This window comes from Rahnella bonaserana, assembly GCF_019049675.1.
Lineage (GTDB): Bacteria > Pseudomonadota > Gammaproteobacteria > Enterobacterales > Enterobacteriaceae > Rahnella > Rahnella bonaserana.
Map to the genome: position 1 here is coordinate 1 of NZ_JAFMOW010000056.1, position 21,213 is coordinate 21,213.

Annotated in this window: 20 protein-coding genes; 13 read left to right on the forward strand and 7 right to left on the reverse strand. The window is 50.6% G+C overall.

Annotated elements, in window-relative coordinates; genetic code table 11:
• Positions 1 to 544 precede the first annotated feature (544 nt).
• Positions 545 to 1,234: a FadR/GntR family transcriptional regulator gene (locus tag J1778_RS06090; RefSeq protein WP_217172416.1), complete on the forward strand. Its 690-nt coding sequence runs from the start codon at positions 545 to 547 to the stop codon at positions 1,232 to 1,234.
• Here J1778_RS06090 and rbsR read toward each other — a convergent pair.
• The 7 genes from rbsR to kup form a co-directional block, all read right to left on the reverse strand.
• Entirely contained in the window at positions 1,217 to 2,227 is a 1,011-nt protein-coding gene (gene rbsR, locus J1778_RS06095; protein ID WP_217172417.1) for a ribose operon transcriptional repressor RbsR, read from the reverse strand. The genes J1778_RS06090 and rbsR overlap by 18 nt on opposite strands.
• A complete protein-coding gene (rbsK, locus tag J1778_RS06100) occupies positions 2,228 to 3,157 on the reverse strand; it encodes a ribokinase (RefSeq protein ID WP_217172418.1) in 930 nt (309 codons plus the stop codon).
• 67 nt (positions 3,158 to 3,224) lie between these two features.
• Positions 3,225 to 4,115, reverse strand: coding sequence for a ribose ABC transporter substrate-binding protein RbsB (gene rbsB, locus J1778_RS06105; RefSeq protein ID WP_112290844.1), 891 nt, complete (start codon positions 4,113 to 4,115; stop codon positions 3,225 to 3,227).
• Positions 4,116 to 4,138: 23 nt separating this feature from the next.
• On the reverse strand, positions 4,139 to 5,110 hold the full coding sequence (rbsC, locus tag J1778_RS06110) for a ribose ABC transporter permease (protein WP_217172419.1): 972 nt from the start codon (positions 5,108 to 5,110) through the stop codon (positions 4,139 to 4,141).
• Positions 5,111 to 5,116: 6 nt separating this feature from the next.
• Positions 5,117 to 6,622 carry a ribose ABC transporter ATP-binding protein RbsA gene (gene rbsA, locus J1778_RS06115; RefSeq protein ID WP_217172420.1) on the reverse strand — a complete coding sequence of 502 codons (1,506 nt, stop codon included), beginning with the start codon at positions 6,620 to 6,622 and terminating at the stop codon, positions 5,117 to 5,119.
• A gap of 7 nt (positions 6,623 to 6,629) precedes the next feature.
• Positions 6,630 to 7,049 carry a D-ribose pyranase gene (gene rbsD / locus J1778_RS06120; protein ID WP_217172421.1) on the reverse strand — a complete coding sequence of 140 codons (420 nt, stop codon included), beginning with the start codon at positions 7,047 to 7,049 and terminating at the stop codon, positions 6,630 to 6,632.
• 215 nt (positions 7,050 to 7,264) lie between these two features.
• Complete coding sequence (gene kup, locus J1778_RS06125) at positions 7,265 to 9,133, reverse strand: low affinity potassium transporter Kup (RefSeq protein WP_217172422.1); 1,869 nt, start codon at positions 9,131 to 9,133, stop codon at positions 7,265 to 7,267.
• Between the two features lie 272 nt (positions 9,134 to 9,405).
• Here kup and ravA point away from each other — a divergent pair, with 272 nt between their 5' ends.
• The 12 genes from ravA (at position 9,406) to atpA (ending at position 21,198) form a co-directional block, all read left to right on the forward strand.
• Positions 9,406 to 10,914 (forward strand): ATPase RavA, encoded by a 1,509-nt coding sequence (ravA, locus tag J1778_RS06130; protein WP_217172423.1) that lies wholly within the window; start codon positions 9,406 to 9,408, stop codon positions 10,912 to 10,914.
• 2 nt (positions 10,915 to 10,916) lie between these two features.
• Entirely contained in the window at positions 10,917 to 12,386 is a 1,470-nt protein-coding gene (viaA, locus tag J1778_RS06135; protein ID WP_217172424.1) for an ATPase RavA stimulator ViaA, read from the forward strand.
• 18 nt (positions 12,387 to 12,404) lie between these two features.
• Complete coding sequence (gene asnC, locus J1778_RS06140) at positions 12,405 to 12,866, forward strand: transcriptional regulator AsnC (protein WP_217172425.1); 462 nt, start codon at positions 12,405 to 12,407, stop codon at positions 12,864 to 12,866.
• Between the two features lie 88 nt (positions 12,867 to 12,954).
• Entirely contained in the window at positions 12,955 to 13,398 is a 444-nt protein-coding gene (mioC, locus tag J1778_RS06145) for an FMN-binding protein MioC (RefSeq protein WP_217172426.1), read from the forward strand.
• 379 nt (positions 13,399 to 13,777) lie between these two features.
• Positions 13,778 to 15,667 carry a tRNA uridine-5-carboxymethylaminomethyl(34) synthesis enzyme MnmG gene (gene mnmG, locus J1778_RS06150; protein ID WP_217172427.1) on the forward strand — a complete coding sequence of 630 codons (1,890 nt, stop codon included), beginning with the start codon at positions 13,778 to 13,780 and terminating at the stop codon, positions 15,665 to 15,667.
• A gap of 130 nt (positions 15,668 to 15,797) precedes the next feature.
• The gene (gene rsmG / locus J1778_RS06155; RefSeq protein ID WP_217172428.1) at positions 15,798 to 16,418 is read left to right on the forward strand and encodes a 16S rRNA (guanine(527)-N(7))-methyltransferase RsmG; all 621 of its coding nucleotides are present in this window, start codon (positions 15,798 to 15,800) and stop codon (positions 16,416 to 16,418) included.
• A 649-nt stretch (positions 16,419 to 17,067) separates the two neighbouring features.
• Positions 17,068 to 17,466, forward strand: coding sequence for a F0F1 ATP synthase subunit I (atpI, locus tag J1778_RS06160; RefSeq protein ID WP_013577678.1), 399 nt, complete (start codon positions 17,068 to 17,070; stop codon positions 17,464 to 17,466).
• Positions 17,467 to 17,488: 22 nt separating this feature from the next.
• Positions 17,489 to 18,271 (forward strand): F0F1 ATP synthase subunit A, encoded by a 783-nt coding sequence (gene atpB / locus J1778_RS06165; RefSeq protein ID WP_217172429.1) that lies wholly within the window; start codon positions 17,489 to 17,491, stop codon positions 18,269 to 18,271.
• A gap of 49 nt (positions 18,272 to 18,320) precedes the next feature.
• Positions 18,321 to 18,560, forward strand: a complete 240-nt coding sequence (atpE, locus tag J1778_RS06170; protein ID WP_004093904.1) for a F0F1 ATP synthase subunit C — start codon at positions 18,321 to 18,323, stop codon at positions 18,558 to 18,560.
• 65 nt (positions 18,561 to 18,625) lie between these two features.
• On the forward strand, positions 18,626 to 19,096 hold the full coding sequence (gene atpF, locus J1778_RS06175) for a F0F1 ATP synthase subunit B (RefSeq protein WP_095924051.1): 471 nt from the start codon (positions 18,626 to 18,628) through the stop codon (positions 19,094 to 19,096).
• 14 nt (positions 19,097 to 19,110) lie between these two features.
• Positions 19,111 to 19,644 (forward strand): F0F1 ATP synthase subunit delta, encoded by a 534-nt coding sequence (atpH, locus tag J1778_RS06180; protein WP_013577681.1) that lies wholly within the window; start codon positions 19,111 to 19,113, stop codon positions 19,642 to 19,644.
• Between the two features lie 12 nt (positions 19,645 to 19,656).
• On the forward strand, positions 19,657 to 21,198 hold the full coding sequence (gene atpA, locus J1778_RS06185; protein WP_013577682.1) for a F0F1 ATP synthase subunit alpha: 1,542 nt from the start codon (positions 19,657 to 19,659) through the stop codon (positions 21,196 to 21,198).
• The last annotated feature ends 15 nt before the right edge of the window (positions 21,199 to 21,213 follow it).

Sequence of the window (21,213 nt, forward strand, 5' to 3'; positions counted from 1 at the left end):
AAACTCTTCAATTAAAAGTTCGATTTGCTTAAACAAGTTAAGCGGTGCTCAGAGATTACTTCGTAATAATTCAACTAAATGAATTACTGCTTGGTCACTCTAAGACTTGATATTTTTTGCCACCGAAGTGGCTGATATCGTCTTGTGAGTGCCCACACAGATTGTCTGATAAATTGTTAAAGAGCGTACGTTGCGAGACTTAACTCAGCAACGTGGGAGGCAGATAATACTCTTTCTCCCTGAAGAGTCAACCATTTTCTTTTGCAAGATGCGGTGTTTTCACCGGGTTGATTCTTCCTGACTGGGCGACTTGGTTCTCGTTAGAGGAGTCGTTGTTCCCGGTCAGTGGAGGCGCATTATAGGGAGTTCTCAGAAGGCCGCAACCCCTAATTTCACTTTTTTTATCGACCGTTCACAAAAGCAACAATTTCGCCCGAAATGGATAAACAACCACCACTTTACGCTGAAAAAGTGCCAATTTTTGGCCAAGGGCTGGAGTAAACTTTCCTTTATAATAAGAGAAAGACATTCAGGAATAGCTTACATGCTACTTAATGCGCATCAACAAGCAGCTCAACGTAACCTTTCTTATCTGCTGGCAGAGAAAATTGCACAACGCGTTTTGTCTGGCGAATATCCGGAAGGTGCAATCCTTCCTGGCGAGAATGAGTTAGGGGAGATTTTTGGCGTCAGCCGGACAGCTGTACGTGAAGCAGTAAAAACACTGACCGCAAAAGGGATGCTTTTACCCCGTCCGCGGATTGGTACCCGGGTAATGCCGCAATCGAGCTGGAACTTCCTTGATCAGGAATTACTGACCTGGTGGATGACCCGCGAAAACTTCGATCAGGTGATGGCGCATTTTATCGTTCTGCGCCGGGCACTCGAACCTCAGGCTTGTGCGTTAGCCGCACTGTCTGCAAGTGAAGAACAAAAACATCAGCTCTCTCTCTATATGTATGAAATGCGCCAACTGCATAACAGCTTTGATCGGGAACGATGGATAACGGTCGATACCCAGTTTCATCAGCTTATCTATGAAGCGGGTAAGAATCCCTTCCTGACATCTTTCTCAAATTTGTTCAGTTCGGTGTATCAGAGCTATTTTCGGGCGATTACCGGCAATGAAGTGATTAAGCTGGAACATCACCAGCGGCTGGCGAATGCCATTGTGACTGGAGACGCCAATGCCGCTCTTCTGGAATGCCAGAGGTTATTACTTGCCGATGAATGAACCAACAGACTGACGCACCACCAGTTCCGGTGTAAGAACCAAAACCTGCGGCTCTGAATCAGGGGCCTGCAACCGGTGTAATAAAGCATCGACGGCCAGTTCACCCAGTGAGTCTTTAGGCTGATGAATCGTAGTCAGTGGCGGCATCATATACTGCGCCAATTGAATATCATCGTACCCTATAACGGCGACATCATCTGGAACACGCAATCCGCGCTGATAAAGCGCCTGATATACGCCAACCGCCATTGCGTCATTGCCGGCAAAAACGGCATGCGGCGGTTCGGGCAGCGCCAGCAACCGCTCCATCGCGGCTAATCCGCCTTCAAACTCAAAATCACCACTCACTTCATAACCGGGCAAAATCTTCAGACCGGCTTTATCCATGGCCTGACGATAACCACTCAACCGTTCCTGCGCGGTGGTTTTATCTAAAGGGCCGGTAATGCAGGCGATACGCTGATATCCCTGACGGATCAAAAAATCCGTCGCCATTTCGCCGCCTAACAATGCGTTATCCTGAATAATATCGATGGCGCCATCAAAAGGTGACCAGTCCATCATCACAATCGGTAATGACGGATAACGGCTGATAGCTTCTTTAGAAGGTCGGTGGTTTTCAGTACACATGATAAGCAGCCCGTCGACTCGCTTTTGCAACAACGTTTCCAGGCTACGGTTCATGCGTTCTGCATCATTGTCGGTATTACATAAAATCAGACTGTATCCGCGTTCATAGCAACTGCGCTCGACGCCGCGCACCACTTCTGAATAGAAAGGGTTGCTGCTGGCGGTAAGCAACATGCCGAGGGTACGTGTCTGGTTCAGTTTCAGGCTGCGCGCTAACGCGGAAGGCGCGTAGTTAAGTTGTTCAACGGCGGCATTCACTTTGTCAGCGATAGATTCACTGACAAAACGATTCTTGTTAATGACATGAGAAACGGTAGAGGTTGAAACGCCCGCAAGGCGGGCGACATCTTTCATGGTGGCCAATCAGGCCTCCTGTTGTGCAAGAAAATCGTCGATTTCTTTACGCCACGGTACGGAAGGTTGCGCGCCCGGACGCGTCACGGCAATCGCCGCGGCAGCATGAGCAAAACGCACCGCGCTGTCCATCGGCTTGCCTTCCAGCAATGCCGTCACCAGCGCGCCGTTAAAGGTATCACCGGCGGCAATGGTATCGACGGCTTTTACACGGAATCCTGCCACTAACTTCCCTTCACCGTTCTGACTCAGCCAGACGCCTTTACTGCCTAAGGTAATGATGACGGTAGCAATGCCTTTATCATGCAACGCTTTTGCAGCGCGGGCAGCATCTTCATTACTGTCGACTTTAATCCCCGTCAGCTTTTCAGCTTCGGTTTCGTTCGGGGTAATCATATCCACCCGCGCCAGCAACTCATCTGGCAATTCACAGGCCGGAGCCGGGTTGAGGATCACCTGCGTGTCGTTGTCTTTGGCAATCTTCGCTGCGGCAATCACTGTCTCAAGCGGCGATTCCAGCTGCATTAATAAAGCAGAAGCACCGATGACCTGCTGTTTATAGCGATCAAGGTATTCCGGCGTCACAGCTTTATTCGCCCCCGCATCGATACCGATAACGTTCTCACCTTCCGCATTCACGAAAATCAGTGCAACGCCGGTGGTTGAGTCTTTAATGGCTTCGATGGATTGCGTATCAATATGGTCACTGGCCAGCTGTTTACGAACGCGCTCACCAATATCGTCATCTCCCACACAGGCAATAAACGAAATATCAGCACCACTGCGACCGGCTGCAACAGCCTGATTCGCCCCTTTGCCACCAAAGGCCAGGGTGTATTGCTTACCGATAACCGTTTCGCCCGGTTGCGGGAAGTGGTTGATATTCAGAATGTGGTCAGCGTTGATACTGCCGAGTACCACCAGTTTGCCGGTTTTCATGTGGAGATCCCTGAGTTAAATAGCGCCTCCACCAGGAGGCGCAGTTACCGCGTAGATAAAGAAGGTATTACGGCTGAGCAACCAGTTTCAAATCAACCGGGATAACAGCCGGCACTTTCTCGCCTTTCAGCACTTTATCTGCAGTCTGAACACCGATTACACCGATTTGCTCAGGACGCTGTGCCACAGTCGCGCCCATTTTACCGCTGTTAACCGCTTTAATACCGTCTTCGGTGCCGTCAAAACCGACGACCAGCACGTCAGTCTTACCGGCAGTCTGCAGGGCACGCAGTGCACCCAGCGCCATTTCATCGTTCTGAGCGAAAACAGCCTGCACATCCTGATGCGCGGTCAGCAGGTTCTGCATAACGTTCAGACCTTTGGTGCGGTCGAAGTCAGCAGGCTGGCTGGCGAGGATCTGGAAGTGATGTTTTTCAGCCGCCTGAGCGAAGCCTTTACCACGTTCACGGGCAACTGAAGTACCGGCGATACCTTCCAGTTCGATAACTTTGGCATTTTCGCCCAGTTTCTTGGCGATGTAATCACCGGCCATTTTACCGCCGAAGGCGTTATCAGAAGCCACGTGGCTGGCAACGACACCTTTGGTTGCCTGACGGTCAAGGGTGATCACCGGGATTTTCGCCTGGTTTGCCATCGCAACAGCGTTACCTACCGCATCAGAATCTGTCGGATTGATCAGCATCAGTTTGGTGCCGCGAACGGTCAGGTCCTGAACGTTAGCCAGTTCTTTCGCCGGGTTGTTCTGAGAATCAAGAACCACCAGGTTGTAACCCAGTTTGTCCGCTTCTTTTTGCGCGCCGTCTTTCATGGAAACAAAGAACGGGTTGTTCAGAGTTGAAACGACCAGCGCAATAGTGTCTTTCGCCAGAACGTTAGCACTGAAAGAAGCGGTGATCGCTGCGGCGGAAACCCAGACAGCCAGTTTTTTCATATTCATGGTCATAAGTCCTGTAGGAGAGGTTATTTGTTGCTTTTGTTATCCACCAGTACCGCCAGCAGGATGACAACTGCTTTTACGATCATCTGGTAGTAGGAAGAAACACCTAATAAGTTCAAACCGTTATTCAGGAAGCCAAGGATCAGCGCACCGATCAGCGTTCCAACAATGCGTCCTTTACCCCCGGACAGGCTGGTTCCCCCTAATACCACCGCGGCAATCGCATCCAGCTCGTAACCTGTACCGGCGTTAGGCTGCGCAGAAGACAGGCGCGCCACTTCGATGATACTGGCCAGAGCCGCTAACAAACCACACAGGGAGTAGACGATAATTTTGACTTTATCGACGCTGATACCTGACAGACGCGTCGCGGATTCGTTACCGCCCAGCGCGTAGATATAGCGTCCTAAGCGGGTGTGATGCAGCATGTACCAGGCCGCAATAAACACTACCGCCATCAGCCAGACCGGCGTCGGAATGCCCAGCGGGCGGCCGATACCAAACCAGCCAAAGACATCAGCGACATCATTAAAACCGGTGCTGATCGGGCTGCCGTTGGTGTACACCATGGTGATACCGCGCAGCAGCAACATCATGACCAGCGTGGCGATGAACGCCTGCACCTTACCTTTGGCGACAATCATCCCGGTCACCGCACCGACGGCGGCACCCAATGCTAATGCCCCAGCCACCGCGACTAATGCATTCACTTCCAGGCCAACAATCGAGGCCGCCACCGCCCCGGTCAGCGCCAGCAGAGAGCCGACGGATAAATCGATACCCGAGGTGAGGATCACCAGCGTCATGCCGACCGCCATAATGGCGTTAACCGACGTCTGCTGAAGAATGTTAAACAGGTTATTGAGCGTGAAGAAATTCGGGCTCATAGAAGAAACCACGGCAATCAACACCAGCAGCGCAATCAGAGACTTTTGCTCCAACAACCACTCTTTACTGATCCAGCGCTTTTTGGCTGGCAATGTCTGAGAACTCATATCTGATTACTCCTGCGTCACGCCGTATTGCTTGCCGACAGCGGCTGCCATCAACACTTCTTGCGTAGCCTGTTCTATCGGGAATTCACCGCTTAAATGACCTTCATGCATCACTAAAACCCGGTCACTCATGCCGATCACTTCCGGCATTTCAGAGGAAACCAAAATGATGCTCAGCCCTTCGCGCTTGAACTGGTTTATAAGCTGGTAAATCTCTTTTTTGGCACCGACGTCAACGCCACGCGTCGGTTCGTCGAGGATCAGGACTTTTGGCCGCGTCATTAATCCGCGGGCAATTGCCACTTTTTGCTGATTACCACCGGAAAGCAGGCCAATGGTCTGCATCATCGACGGCGTTTTAATATTGAAGAGGCGGATAAAGTCGCCGACGGCCTGCTGTTCTTCCGCATGCTTGAGACGTCCGCCACCGTGGCTGAAATAGCGCAGCGCGGTCAGTGACATGTTTTCTTTCACGGACATGCCGAGCACCAGGCCATCGCGCTTACGATCTTCAGAGATATAAACGATGCCGTTCGCCAGCCCGTCCTGGGGTGAATGCGTGACCACTTCGCGGCCATCGAGTGCCACATAACCACTTTTACGCGGTAATGCGCCGTAGAGGATTTTCATCAGTTCGGTACGGCCAGCGCCCATCAAACCGGAAATTCCCAGAATTTCGCCGCTGTACAAATCAAAACTGACGTTATCCACACCCGGCCCGCTGACATCACGCACCTGCAGACGCAGCGCACCACGCTGATGATTAATACGCGGATACTGTTCTTCGAGGCGACGACCGACCATCATTTCAATCAGCGAGTCTTCTTCCAGCGAACTGACTGGCCGCTCAGCGATAAACTGCCCGTCACGGAATACCGTTACGTCGTCGCAGATTTCGAAGATTTCTTTCATGCGGTGGGAGATATACACCACGCCACAGCCTGCGGCTTTCAGCTCACGGATCACGCTAAATAAAGAGGCAGTTTCAGTGTCGGTCAGGGCATCCGTCGGTTCATCCATGATGATGACTTTGGACTCAAAGCTCAGCACCTTGGCAATTTCGACCATCTGCTGGTCGCCAATTGATAATTCACCAACCAGACGATCGCTTTTGTAGCGCAGGTTCAGGCGCGCCAGCAGTTTATCGGCTTCGGCATACATCTTTTTCCAGTTGATGCGGCCAAAACCGTTCACAAACTCACGGCCCAGGAAGATGTTTTCAGCGATGGTCAGCTGGGGGATCAGGTTCAGTTCCTGATGGATGATGCCAATTCCCGCTTCCTGAGAAGCTTTCGGGCCATTGAATGCCGCTTCCTTACCAAGAAAATGAACTGAGCCGGCATCTTTCTGGTAGATGCCGGTCAGCACTTTCATCATGGTGGACTTGCCCGCGCCGTTTTCTCCCACCAGCGCCATCACACGTCCCGGATAGACGCTGAGCGCCGCGCCGGAAAGTGCTTTAACGCCGGGAAAGGCTTTATCAATGCCTGTCAGTTGCAGCAAAGGTTGCATAAAGGCCTCAGAAGGTTACGCCGGCACACAGAATAACGTTCGCGTACGGCGAACATTCCCCGCTGCGGATCACAGCCCGACTTTTTTCGCTTTGCGCTTTGAATGTCTCATGACTGACGTAATCCAAAGCAATGGTGTTTCCCTGGTGTTGTTCGAGTTGTGTCAATTGGGCGAGCAACGCTTCATGGAGTTGAGGATTTTTAGTGAGGATCTCCTCGGCGAGGATAGCCCGCTCAACCTGCATCTCATGTGTCACTACCTGTAAGACTTGTAAAAAGGTGGGGACTCCCTGGGTCAGAGCCAGATCGATGCGTTGGCAAGCTGCTGGCACCGGAAGTCCGGCATCGCCAATAACCAGCTGATCGGTGTGACCTAACCGGGCAATAACATTTGAGATTTCGGCATTTAACAGCGGTGACTTCTTCATTGTGAACTCCTACAGCGAAACGTTTCGCTCACGAATGAGTTTATAAAGTTCACCACACATGGCAACGGACAAGTGATGGAATTGTGATCAGCGTCGAAACGTTTCGCTGAATGATTCAGAAACCGCAGGGAAATTTGAGTTAGTCGTTTCAGAAAGGAGAAAGCGAAAATAAAACAGGGCACCCGAAGGTGCCCTTTGACCGGCAGAAATGAGGATCAGATTTCTACCTGCGTACCGAGTTCGATCACCCTGTTAGGCGGGATTTCAAACTGATCCGGTGCGCGTAAGGCGTTACGACTGAGCGCCATAAAGAGTTTGCCACGAAAGTAGAGATACCACGGGCGTTTTGTCAGGATCAGCGATTCATGCGACATAAAGAATGAGGTTTCCATCATCCGGCATGGCAACCCTTCAAGGCCACAGCGGTGGAAGACTTCTTCCACATTCGGCGTCTCTTTAAATCCGTAACTCGCTACCACACGCCAGAACGTCGGGGAAAGCTGTTCGATGGTGACACGCCGGACGTTATGCACATAAGGCGCATCTTCCGTACGTAACGTCAGCAGTACCACGCGCTCATGCAACACTTTGTTGTGTTTGAGATTATGCAGCAAGGCAAAAGGAATGACATTGATGGCGCGCGACATGTACACCGCCGTTCCCGGAACACGAACCGGCGGAGATTTCTCCAGCGAGGCGATCATCGCTTCCAGAGAGTTGCCGTGCTCGTTCATACGGCGCATAAGGCGGAAGCGCTCGCTTTTCCAGGTGGTCATGACGATAAACATGCACAGACCCAGCGTCAGCGGCAACCAGCCGCCGGAGAACAGTTTAGTGGCGTTCGCCGCGAACAGCGGAATATCCATAAACAGCAGACCGATCAGCAAAAGTCCAACCAGGAAAGGTTTCCAGTGCCAGTTTTTGAGCGCAACCGTACAGGAAAGAATACTGGTCAGCACCATCGTACCGGTTACGGCAATACCGTACGCAGCCGCCAGATTGCTCGAATGCTCAAAGCTGGCGATCACAATAACCACCGCAAAATACAGCAGCCAGTTAATGGCCGGGATATAAATCTGCCCCGCTTCCATTTCTGAGGTGTGGATAATGCGCATTGGCGGCAAATAGCCCAGACGCACAGCCTGACGTGTCAGGGAGAACACGCCAGAGATAACAGCCTGAGACGCGATAATAGTGGCCAGCGTCGCCAGCACCAGTAACGGGATTAAAGCCCAGTCAGGCGCCAGCAGGAAGAACGGGTTCTTAATCGACTCAGGATCTTTGAGCAGCAATGCGCCCTGACCGAAGTAATTCAGCACCAGAGAAGGCAGCACGACGGTGAACCAGGCCAGACGGATAGGGAATTTCCCGAAGTGTCCCATATCCGCATACAGCGCCTCCACGCCGGTAATAGACAGAACGACCGCACCGAGCGCCAGGAAGGAGAACGACTTATGCTCGATAAAGAAGTTAACCGCCCACATCGGGTTCATGGCGCGAAGCACTTCAGGGTTCTGCATGATGCTGTTGATGCCGAGAACGGCGAGCGTCAGGAACCACAGCAACATCACGGGTGCAAACAGTTTGCCCACGATGCCGGTACCGTGCTTCTGAATAATGAAAAGCAGCGTCAGGACAGTAATAGAAAGAGGGACAATATAGGGATCAAGTGAAGGTGCCGCGATTTCCAGACCTTCCATCGCGGAAAGAACAGAAATAGCCGGAGTGATCACCACTTCACCATAGAAGAAGCTTCCCCCGATCAGGCCGAGAATAACCAGAACGGCGGTGGTGCGCGCCGAGGTGTTTCTGCCCGCCAGAGACATCAGCGTCAGAATACCGCCCTCGCCTGCGTTGTCTGCCCGCATCACATATGTGAGGTACTTGAGCGAAACAATGAGGATTAACATCCAGAAAATCAGAGAAAGAAAACCAAAAACGACGCTGGGTTCAACGTTGAAACCATAATGACCGGAAAAACACTCTCTTAAGGTATAGAGAGGACTGGTACCAATGTCGCCATAGACCACACCAATGGCGGCCAAGGTTACTGCTGGGAGTGACCGTTTGTGTTCAGTGCTCATATTTCGTTTCTTTTCTTTTTTGCTCGAACATCTGTAAGCGATGCGTGCGCTCAGTCATATGATGCCCACTAAAAGGCGCACAGTATGCACGAATAAATCAGATTGCCTACCCTTAAATGTGCAGCTAAACCAGGGTTCAGATGAACGGGGTCACATTTTTGATAATAGAAAATTTTTAGTAATCAACAAGCTATAACGATAAAAATAATCGTGGCTTCTCTTAAGAACCCAGTACACTATTCAACATCTAAATGGAAACCGGAAGAGACAGTATGGCGCAATCTCCCCTTCTGGCAGAACGGATCGCCCGTCTTGCTAACGCACTAGAACATGGCCTGTACGAGCGGCAGGATGCCATACGACTTTGCCTGCTGGCCGCGCTATGCGGTGAAAGCGTTTTCCTGCTCGGCCCGCCGGGTATTGCAAAAAGTCTGATTGCCCGCCGTCTGAAATTTGCCTTCCGTCACGCCCGCGCGTTTGAATATCTTATGACGCGTTTTTCCACGCCGGAAGAAGTCTTTGGTCCGCTGTCGATTCAGGCCCTTAAAGATGAAGGCCGCTATCTGCGTCTGACCGAAGGTTATCTGCCGGAAGCTGAAATTGTCTTCCTTGATGAAATCTGGAAAGCAGGCCCTGCCATCCTTAATACACTCCTGACGGCCATCAACGAACGTCGTTTCCGTAATGGCGAACGCGAAGATCCTATTCCGATGCGTCTTCTGGTCAGTGCATCTAACGAATTACCCGAAGCCGATGGCGGTCTGGAAGCGCTGTATGACCGTATGCTTATCCGTCTGTGGCTGGATAAAGTGCAGGATAAGCAAAATTTCCGCTCGCTGCTCACCAGCAGTAATAATGAAACCACGAATCCGGTCGCAGAGTCTCTGAGTATCAGCGATGAAGAATATCAACAATGGCAGCCGGAAATCGACAAAGTTAATCTTTCAGACAGCTGCTTTGAACTGATTTTCCAGTTGCGCCAGCGTCTTGATGCGCTGGATACCGCGCCCTATGTCTCCGATCGTCGCTGGAAAAAGGCCCTGCGCCTGTTACAAGCCTGCGCCTTCTTCAGCGGCAGAAATGCGATCACCCCGGTTGACCTGATCCTGCTTAAAGACTGCTTATGGCATGATCTGAACACTTATAACCTGCTGCAAACGCAGATCGAGCAGTTGATCACTGAACAGGCCTATCAGCAGCAAAACTTGCTGATGAAAATCCAGCAGCTCAATCAACAATGGATGCAGCATCAGCAGCAACAGAGCTCCCGGCAGTCAGTCAAACTCGGCAAAAAAGCGGGAATATTCAGCCGTAAGCCGCAATATTCGCTGCCGGACACGATGACCACCACCAGCCTGACTTTATTACTGCAAACGCCTTTGCATCTGCATGATATTAAAGTCACACATCTGCTGTTTGAACGCGTTGTTCTGGAAGAGTGGCTTAATAAAGGCGGCGTCCTGAAAGCCAAACTGAATGGCATCGGCTTTGTACAGACCGTTGATTTGGAAATCGACGATAAACAGCAATTGCTGGTGCTGGATGTGAGTCGTCAGAGTACGCCGCTGACCTTGCCTGGGAATGAGCACATTGCCGTCCCCGATGAGATGAAAAATACGCTCAGTGATCTCACCGCAAAACTGGCACAGCAAAGGCATGAATTCGGCCAGCAGCAAAACTGCCTGTTTGTGCCGGCAGAATGGATGGCAAAAATAGAGGCCAGCCTGTTGCAGGTTTCTGAGCAGTTGCGTCATCAGCAACAGACGTTCAGCGGACACTGATTATGTTCAGCCTGGAGTCTCTGGATCTTCTGCTGGCCATCAGCGAGGCTGAACTGATTGAGGAATCGATCATCGGTCTGCTGGCGGCCCCGGCAATGGCGGTTTTCTTCGAGAAATTCCCGCGTCTCAAACGGGCTCTGACCCAAGATCTTCCCGAATGGAAGATGCGCCTTCGCCAGAGGATCCACGAAACCCCCGTTCCGGAAGATCTTGCGAAAGAATTCTATCTTTATCAGCATTGTCAGCAGACTGATGCGGTCACTTTTCAGTCGGAACTGCCTGCGCTTCTTGAGGAGCTGGTGCGACTCAGCTCCCCATTCACGACGGAAGCCCGCACGTTGCAGGAGAATCATGAAGCCTCCCGCACTGCCAAAACGGGCAACAGCTTCCAGACACTGTTCCTGCAACGCTGGCGCCTGAATCTGACCTTCCAGACGGTGAACGTTCATCAGCAATTGCTGGAGCAGGAGCAGGAACAGTTGCAGGAAGAACTGCTGCAACGCCTGGAACTCAGCAGTGAGCTCTCTCCTTTATTAGCAGAGAACGATACGGCGGCTGGGCGGCTCTGGGATATGAGTAAAGGGAAGCGTATGCGCGGCGATATTCAGTCGCTGGCACGTTTCGGGGCATTTCTGCAGCAACAACCTGAACTGATGCATCTGGCCGAACAACTGGGTCGCAGCCAGACCGTCAAAACCAGCCCGCATGAAGATGCCAAAATGGAAACGCACCGGCTGATGGTGCGTGAGCCTGCAACGGTCCCGGAAGAAGTCAACGGTATCCATCAGAGCGATGATATTTTACGGCTGATGCCGACGGAACTGGTGACGCTGGGGCTGCCTGAACTGGAATACGAATTTTATCGCCGGTTGCTGGAAAAGCGGCTGATGACCTATCGTCTGCAAGGCGATGTCTGGCGCGAGAAAATCGTCAAACGGCCGGTGGTGTATCAGCAACAGGAACCGCAACCGCGCGGGCCGTTTGTAGTCTGCGTCGATACCTCGGGTTCTATGGGCGGTTTTAACGAACAATGTGCCAAAGCATTCTGTCTGGCATTACTCAAGATTGCTCTGGCGGATAACCGTCGCTGTTACATCATGTTGTTTGCCAGTGAAGTGATCCATTATGAACTGACGTCCAACGGCGGTCTGGATCAGGCCCTGCGCTTTCTGGGACAGCATTTCCGTGGCGGTACCGATCTGGCTGCCTGTCTGAATGCCACGCTGGATAAGCTGGCTTCACCACAATGGCACGATGCCGATGCCATTGTTATCTCCGATTTTATCGCCCAGCGCCTGCCTGATGAGGTGCAAAGAAAAGTCAGGGCGCTGCAAAAAGAAAAGCAGCATCGCTTCCATGCTCTGGCGATGTCACATTATGGCAAGCCGGGTATTCTGCGGATCTTCGATCACATCTGGCGCTTTGATACCGGGGTTAAAAGCCGTGTACAACGTCGCTGGCAGCGAAATTAAGCCTACAGAGAAAGAACCATGACTGAAATTTATCAGCTCGATGAGCTGGATCGCGGCATCCTGAATGCATTGATGGAAAACGCCCGCACACCCTATGCAGAACTGGCAAAAGTGTTTACGGTCAGTCCGGGAACCATCCATGTCCGCGTAGAGAAAATGAAGCAGGCGGGCATCATTACCGGCGCACATATCACCGTCAATCCCAAACAACTGGGTTATGACGTCTGTTGTTTTATCGGCATTATTTTAAAAAGCGCCAAAGATTATCCGTCAGCTCTGAAAAAGCTCGAAAGTATCGAAGAAGTGGTCGAAGCCTATTACACCACCGGGCATTACAGCATTTTTATTAAGATCATGTGCCGCTCGATTGATTCCCTTCAGCAGGTACTTATCAACAAGATCCAGACGATTGACGAGATCCAGTCGACCGAGACGCTGATCTCCCTGCAGAACCCCATCACACGTACCATCCAGCCCTGAGCACTGATTTCTATACCCCTATTATCCACAGGTAGATCCCAGCTCATTCACAGCGTACAATAGCCTCCTTTTCCCGGGTGAGAGCATCATGTCTGACATTACCCTGATCAGTGGCAGTACGCTTGGCAGTGCCGAATATGTAGCAGAACACGTGGCTGAGAAACTGGAAGAAGCCGGTTTTTCCACTCAGATGTTCCATGGACCTGAGCTGTATGAAGTTCCGCAGGAAGGCATCTGGCTGATTGTGTGCTCGACACACGGTGCTGGTGAGTTGCCTGATAACCTGCAACCTTTTATGGAGCAGCTGGAAAATCAGCAACCTGATCTGTCAAAAGTACGCTTTGGCGCATTAGGTTTAGGCAGCAGTGAATATGACACCTTCTGTGGCGCGATCAGTTCTTTGGATCAAAAACTGACGTCATTAGGAGCAAAACGGATCGGTGATCGTCTTGAGATCGACGTGACTCAACACGAAATTCCTGAGGATCCGGCCGAGGTTTGGGTGATCAACTGGATTAATTTGATCAAATAAGTGTAAATTTCAGGCGATCAGATGTGGATAACTATGCTTAAAAGCAGGGTAAAACCCGTAGTTATCCCTCTAACAACTCCTGTACGCTTTTCATGCTGTGCATAACTCTCACTTCTGATCCCAGCTTATACTGTCCAGGATCACCGATCATTCACAGCATTCGATCCTTCTTAGCATACTGATCTTCATGAACAAAAAAGACTTATGCACAGAGGATCGCGATCCTAATAGAAGTATTAATAAGAGATCTTTAAATAAAAAAGATCTTCTTTTAATTAGTGAAGATCCCCGGGGACTTGTGGAAGCTCAAAACTTGAGTAGAATCCCTCCTCCCAACGCCATACAAAGAAAGTTCGCTTGAACGCCGAGGTGCAGTCGCATGTTTTATCCGGATCAATTTGACGTCATCATCATAGGTGGTGGTCATGCAGGTACTGAAGCCGCCATGGCTTCTGCCCGTATGGGACGTCAGACCTTATTATTAACCCACAATATCGACACGCTGGGACAGATGTCGTGTAACCCGGCAATTGGCGGGATCGGGAAAGGACATCTGGTAAAAGAAGTGGACGCACTGGGCGGACTGATGGCTACGGCTATCGATCATGCGGGCATTCAGTTTAGGATACTAAACGCGAGCAAAGGCCCGGCCGTCAGAGCAACCCGTGCTCAGGCTGACCGCGTTTTGTATCGCCAGGCAGTACGCACTGCACTGGAAAACCAGCCAAACCTGATGATCTTCCAGCAACCTGTTGAAGACCTGATCGTCGAAAACGATCGTGTAGTGGGTGCTGTGACTAAAATGGGGCTGAAATTCCGCGCCAAATCGGTGGTGCTGACTGTCGGTACCTTCCTGGATGGGAAGATCCACATCGGTCTGGAGAACTACAGTGGCGGTCGTGCAGGGGATCCTCCTGCGATCTCCTTGTCCCAGCGCCTGCGTGAATTACCTTTACGCGTTAACCGTCTTAAAACCGGTACACCTCCGCGTATCGATGCCCGCTCCATTGATTTCAGCGTGCTGGCACAACAACACGGTGATACTCCCGCGCCGGTATTCTCATTCATGGGCAACGTGTCGCAACATCCGCGCCAGATCCCGTGTTACATGACCTATACCAACGAAAAAACCCATGACGTGATCCGTAATAACCTGGATCGCAGCCCGATGTATGCCGGGATCATCGAAGGGATCGGCCCGCGTTACTGCCCGTCGATCGAAGATAAAGTCATGCGTTTTGCTGATCGCAATTCTCATCAGATCTTCCTTGAACCGGAAGGCCTGACCAGCAATGAAGTTTATCCGAACGGAATTTCCACCAGCCTGCCATTCGATGTGCAGATGCAAATCGTCCGGTCTATGCAGGGGATGGAAAATGCCGTCATCGTTCGTCCGGGTTACGCGATCGAATACGATTTCTTCGATCCGCGTGATTTGAAACCGACGCTGGAAAGCAAATTTATCGCCGGTCTGTTCTTTGCCGGGCAAATCAACGGCACCACCGGTTACGAAGAAGCCGCTGCACAGGGCCTGCTGGCGGGCATGAACGCTGCCCGTTTTGCTACTGAGCAGGAAGGCTGGGCACCGCGTCGCGATCAGGCTTATCTTGGTGTGTTGGTTGATGACTTGTGTACGCTGGGCACCAAAGAACCGTACCGCATGTTTACATCACGTGCTGAGTACCGCCTGATGCTCCGTGAAGATAATGCCGATTTACGTCTGACTGAAAAAGGCCGTGAATTAGGTCTGGTTGATGATGCACGCTGGGCACGCTTCAACGAAAAACTGGAAATGATCGAACAGGAACGTCAGCGCCTGCGTGGTATCTGGGTGAACCCGCACCATGCACAGGTTGAAGAAATTAACGCGCATCTTTCTGCTCCGCTTTCTAAAGAAGCCAGTGCGGAAGAGTTACTGCGTCGTCCTGAAATGACCTATGAGCTGATCACCCGTCTTTCCCCGTTCGCGCCTTCAGTTCCTGATGTACAGGCGGCGGAACAGGTTGAAATTCAGATCAAATATGAAGGCTATATTGCCCGTCAGCAGGAAGAGATAGAAAAACAGCAGCGTAACGAAAACACCGTGCTGCCGGTTGATCTTGATTACCGCCAGGTGAATGGTCTTTCAAATGAAGTGATCGCCAAGCTTAACGATCACAAGCCGACTTCCATTGGTCAGGCATCGCGGATCTCTGGAATTACGCCGGCGGCCATCTCGATTTTGCTGATCTGGCTTAAAAAACAAGGCTTACTGCGCCGAAGCGCATAAATCACATCTCTTATGACCGCCCTTTGTCGCCAAAGCGGCGGTCAGTTCTTACTTTTCCCATCTTTCTGAGTGTTTTATCATTTCTCTACCGGGCTGTTCCCGGAATATCGACTCTGTCTGAGGATTCACTGTGCAAAAGAAACTGGACTCGCTGCTTGCTGCGGCAGGAATAGCGTTACCCGATCAGCAAAAACAGCAACTGATTGGCTATGTTGAACTGCTGCATAAGTGGAACAAGGCCTACAACCTGACATCAGTTCGTGACCCGATGCAGATGCTGGTGCGTCACATCATGGACAGCATCGTTGTGAATGAACACCTGCAAGGCAGTCGTTTCATTGATGTCGGGACCGGCCCAGGTCTGCCAGGCGTTCCTCTCGCCATTGTGCGGCCTGATTCACATTTCACGCTGCTGGACAGCCTGGGTAAGCGCGTACGCTTCCTGCGTCAGGTTCAGCATGAACTGGGGCTGAAAAATATCGAACCGGTACAAAGCCGGGTGGAAGAGTTTGAGCCAGAGCCGCCGTTTGATGGGGTGATCAGCCGTGCTTTTGCTTCTTTGCAGGATATGCTCTCCTGGTGTCATCACCTGCCGCAGAAAGGGCAGGGGCGTTTTTACGCCTTAAAAGGAGTCAGTCCTGATGATGAGCTGGCTGCATTGCCGGAAGGTATCACTCTGGAATCTGTCATAAAATTGCAGGTACCAGAACTTGACGGAGAACGTCATCTCGTCATTCTTCGCTCTAACTAAAGTTGCGTTTTATCAAATAATATTTAAAAAATGCCTGTGTTAACACAGTTAAAATGAGCAGGCTAATTATATAGCGGTGGCAATCCCACTATCACCGCTTTTTTACAGACTGATAGCATTTCAGAGATGTTTTTATTTTAATCCGGACTGTAATAGTCACTTTTGAAATTGAACGTTCATCAACCGGTGGATATTCAAGTTGTAATGAAAATGTTGTTATTTGTTGGGTTGTTGTGTCAATAAGTCGTGGTTATTTTTAAATAAGTTTGTTTAACGAACAGTGTTTTATTAACAAATTGATTTATAAAGGTTTTAAAAGGCCTGATTAGCTAAAGACATTCAAACTATGCAGGGTATATAAAGTGTCCTGAGTTAATTATGTGATCCAGTGCACGCTTCTTTGTCGGGTGATGAAATAACCGTATCAAACCAAAAAGGGCAAATTCAGCTATAGTTTGGTTGTCAAAATAGTCGTGAAGGGGAAAATTTAAATAATTGTTCACCTTTTCGCTACTTATCCATTGAATTCGTCCCTGTGCCCCGTATAATTTGCTCGGTTTTTGCTGCTTGACTCAAAACAGTAAAGGCAGTGATATACGGCATTCAGTCTACCTCCAGCTAGGTACTTGATACGGAGAGAACAAACGTCATGTCTGTATCCGGTATTTTACACAGTACAAATAGTGTGAAGGTTGCCAGAAAGCTGTTGATACTGCAGTTATTGACCTTTGTTCTGCTCAGTGCAGTATTTGGTTTTAAAAGCCTGGAATGGACCACATCGGCTCTTATGGGTGGGTTGGCCGCCTGGGTGCCAAATGTACTGTTCATGCTGTTTGCATGGCGCCATCAGGCGCAAACAACGGTCTCTGGACGGGTTGCCTGGTCCTTTGCTATCGGAGAAGCGCTGAAGGTGCTGGTTACGGTGATCTTAATGGTTATCGCACTTGGCCTGTTTAAGGCGGCATTTGCTCCGTTGGGGTTGGCCTATTTATCGGTGTTGATGACTCAGATTTTGGCACCGGCCGTCATTAACAGTTACCGTACTTAACTACTAAAGGGTAAGAGGCATCATGTCTGCATCAGGAGAAATCTCTACTCCACAAGAGTATATCGGTCACCATCTGACTCAGCTTCAGATCGGGACGGGATTCTGGTCGATTAACATCGATTCGATGTTTTTCTCCGTGTTCCTCGGAGTACTCTTTCTGGTTATTTTCCATCGCGTAGCCAAAAACGCCACCAGCGGTGTCCCGGGTAAACTGCAAACCGCAGTTGAACTGGTCGTTGGTTTCGTCGACAGCAGCGTGCGTGACATGTATCACGGTAAGAGCAAAGTGATTGCACCTCTCGCGCTGACCGTCTTCGTCTGGGTGTTTATGATGAACCTGATGGATTTGCTGCCAATCGATTTGCTGCCATTTATCGGTGAGCATCTCCTTGGTCTGCCAGCGTTGCGTGTGGTTCCTACGGCTGACGTGAACATCACGTTGTCCATGGCACTTGGCGTATTCATTCTGATTCTTTTCTATAGCATTAAGATGAAAGGCTTTGGCGGTTTCATTAAAGAACTGACAATGCAGCCATTCAATCATCCGGTTTTCATTCCGATTAACCTGATTCTTGAAGGTGTCAGCCTGCTGTCTAAACCAGTTTCACTGGGTCTGCGACTGTTTGGCAATATGTATGCGGGTGAGTTGATCTTCATCCTTATTGCTGGCCTGTTACCGTGGTGGTCACAGTGGGTTCTGAATGTGCCTTGGGCCATTTTCCACATCCTGATCATTACGCTACAAGCCTTTATTTTCATGGTTCTGACGATTGTCTATCTCTCGATGGCATCTGAAAAACACTGATTTTCTTTCAACACTACTGCGTTTTAACTGAAACAAACTGGAGACTGTCATGGAAAACCTGAGTATGGATCTGCTGTACATGGCTGCCGCTGTGATGATGGGCCTGGCGGCAATCGGTGCTGCAATCGGTATCGGCATCTTGGGTGGTAAATTCTTGGAAGGTGCTGCACGTCAGCCTGACCTGATCCCTCTGTTGCGTACACAGTTCTTTATCGTTATGGGTCTGGTCGATGCAATCCCAATGATTGCGGTTGGTCTGGGTCTGTACGTGATGTTTGCTGTCGCCTAACACTGAGTTCGCTCAGCGTTAATCGAACTACATCAAATAATTCACTTTGAAAGAGGCATTGTGCTGTGAATCTTAACGCAACAATCCTCGGCCAGGCTATCGCGTTCGTCCTGTTTGTCTGGTTCTGCATGAAGTACGTATGGCCGCCAATTATGGCTGCCATCGAAAAACGTCAGAAAGAGATTTCTGAAGGTTTATCTTCCGCAGAACGTGCAAAAAAAGAGCTGGACTTAGCGCAAGCCGATGCGACCGACCAACTGAAGAAAGCCAAAGCTGAAGCTCAGGTAATCATCGATCAGGCGAACAAGCGTAAAGCTCAAATCGTCGACGAAGCAAAAGCTGAAGCCGAGCAGGAACGTAACAAGATCGTGACGCAAGCCAAGGCAGAGATCGACGCCGAACGCCAACGCGCCCGTGAAGAGTTGCGTAAGCAAGTCGGAATTTTGGCCATTGCTGGCGCCGAGAAGATCATCGAACGTTCCGTGGATGAAGCTGCTAACAGCGACATCGTTGATAAACTGGTCGCTGAACTGTAAGGAGGGAGGGGCTGATGTCTGAATTTGTAACTGTAGCTCGCCCCTACGCCAAAGCAGCTTTTGACTTTGCCGTTGAGCACCAAAGCTTAGACCGCTGGCAGTCCATGCTAGCGTTCACGGCTGAAGTCACGCGCAATGAACAAATTGAAGAACTGCTTTCCGGTGCTAGCGCGCCTGAAACTTTGTCTAAAACGTTTATTGCCGTATGTGGTGACGAACTCGACGACGCAGGCCAAAACCTGATTAAGGTAATGGCTGAAAATGGACGTTTACGCGTTCTTCCGCAAGTGCTGGAGCAGTTCATCGAACTGCGCGCCTCTCTTGAGGCTGTTGCTGAAGTTGAAGTGACTTCAGCAAATCCGCTTTCGGAAGAACAGCAGGCAAAAATTGCTGCTGCGATGGAAAAACGTCTGTCTCGCAAAGTTAAGCTGAATTGCAAAATTGACAAGTCTGTTCTTGCCGGTGTCGTAATCCGTGCAGGTGATATGGTGATTGATGGCAGCGTTCGCAGTCGTCTGGAACGCCTGGCAGACGTCTTGCAGTCTTAAGGGGACTGGAGCATGCAACTGAATTCCACCGAAATCAGCGAACTGATCAAGCAGCGCATTGCTCAGTTCAATGTGGTGAGCGAAGCTCACAATGAAGGTACTATCGTTTCCGTCAGTGACGGGATCATCCGCGTGCACGGCTTAGCCGATGTCATGCAAGGCGAAATGATTGCGCTGCCGGGTAACCGCTACGCTATCGCCCTGAACCTGGAGCGCGACTCTGTAGGTGCCGTTGTAATGGGCCCTTACGCTGACCTCGCCGAAGGTATGAAAGTAAAATGTACTGGTCGTATCCTGGAAGTTCCTGTTGGCCGTGGCCTGTTAGGTCGCGTTGTTAACACCCTGGGTGCACCAATTGACGGTAAAGGTCCGGTAGAGCATGACGGCTTCTCAGCTGTTGAAGCGATCGCACCTGGCGTTATCGAACGTCAGTCCGTAGATGAACCTGTGCAGACAGGTTATAAGTCCGTTGATGCCATGATCCCAATCGGTCGTGGTCAGCGTGAACTGGTCATCGGCGACCGTCAAACCGGTAAAACAGCTCTGGCGATCGATGCGATCATCAACCAGCGCGATTCCGGCATCAAATGTATCTATGTGGCTATCGGCCAGAAAGCGTCCACCATTTCTAACGTGGTTCGTAAACTGGAAGAACACGGCGCACTGGCAAACACCATCGTTGTTGTTGCAACTGCATCAGAATCTGCTGCACTGCAATACCTGGCGCCGTACTCCGGTTGCGCAATGGGTGAATACTTCCGTGACCGCGGTGAAGACGCACTGATCGTTTATGATGACCTGTCTAAACAGGCTGTTGCTTACCGTCAGATTTCCCTGCTGCTTCGTCGTCCACCAGGTCGTGAAGCTTACCCAGGCGACGTTTTCTATCTCCACTCCCGTCTGCTGGAACGTGCTGCGCGTGTTAACGCCGAGTATGTTGAAGCATTCACCAAGGGTGAAGTGAAAGGCAAAACCGGTTCCCTGACTGCGCTTCCAATTATCGAAACGCAAGCGGGTGACGTTTCCGCGTTCGTTCCGACCAACGTAATCTCGATTACCGATGGTCAGATCTTCCTGGAATCAAACCTGTTCAACGCCGGTATTCGTCCTGCGGTTAACCCGGGTATTTCGGTATCCCGTGTTGGTGGTGCTGCTCAGACTAAGATCATGAAGAAACTGTCCGGTGGTATTCGTACCGCTCTGGCACAGTATCGTGAGCTGGCTGCGTTCTCGCAGTTCGCCTCAGATCTGGACGAAGCAACGCGTAAACAGCTGAACCATGGTCAGAAAGTGACCGAGCTGCTGAAACAGAAACAATACGCTCCGATGTCAATCGTTGCGCAGTCTCTGATCATCTTCGCAGCAGAACGTGGTTATCTGGAAGACGTTGAATTGTCTAAAGTCGGTAGCTTCGAAGCGGCACTGTTGGCTTACGCCGACCGTGAGCACGGCGAGCTTCTGCAGCAAATCAACCAAACTGGTGCGTATAACGATGAGATCGAGGGTAAATTCAAAAATATCCTCGATACCTTCAAAGCAACCCAGTCCTGGTAACACTAAACGGTCCTG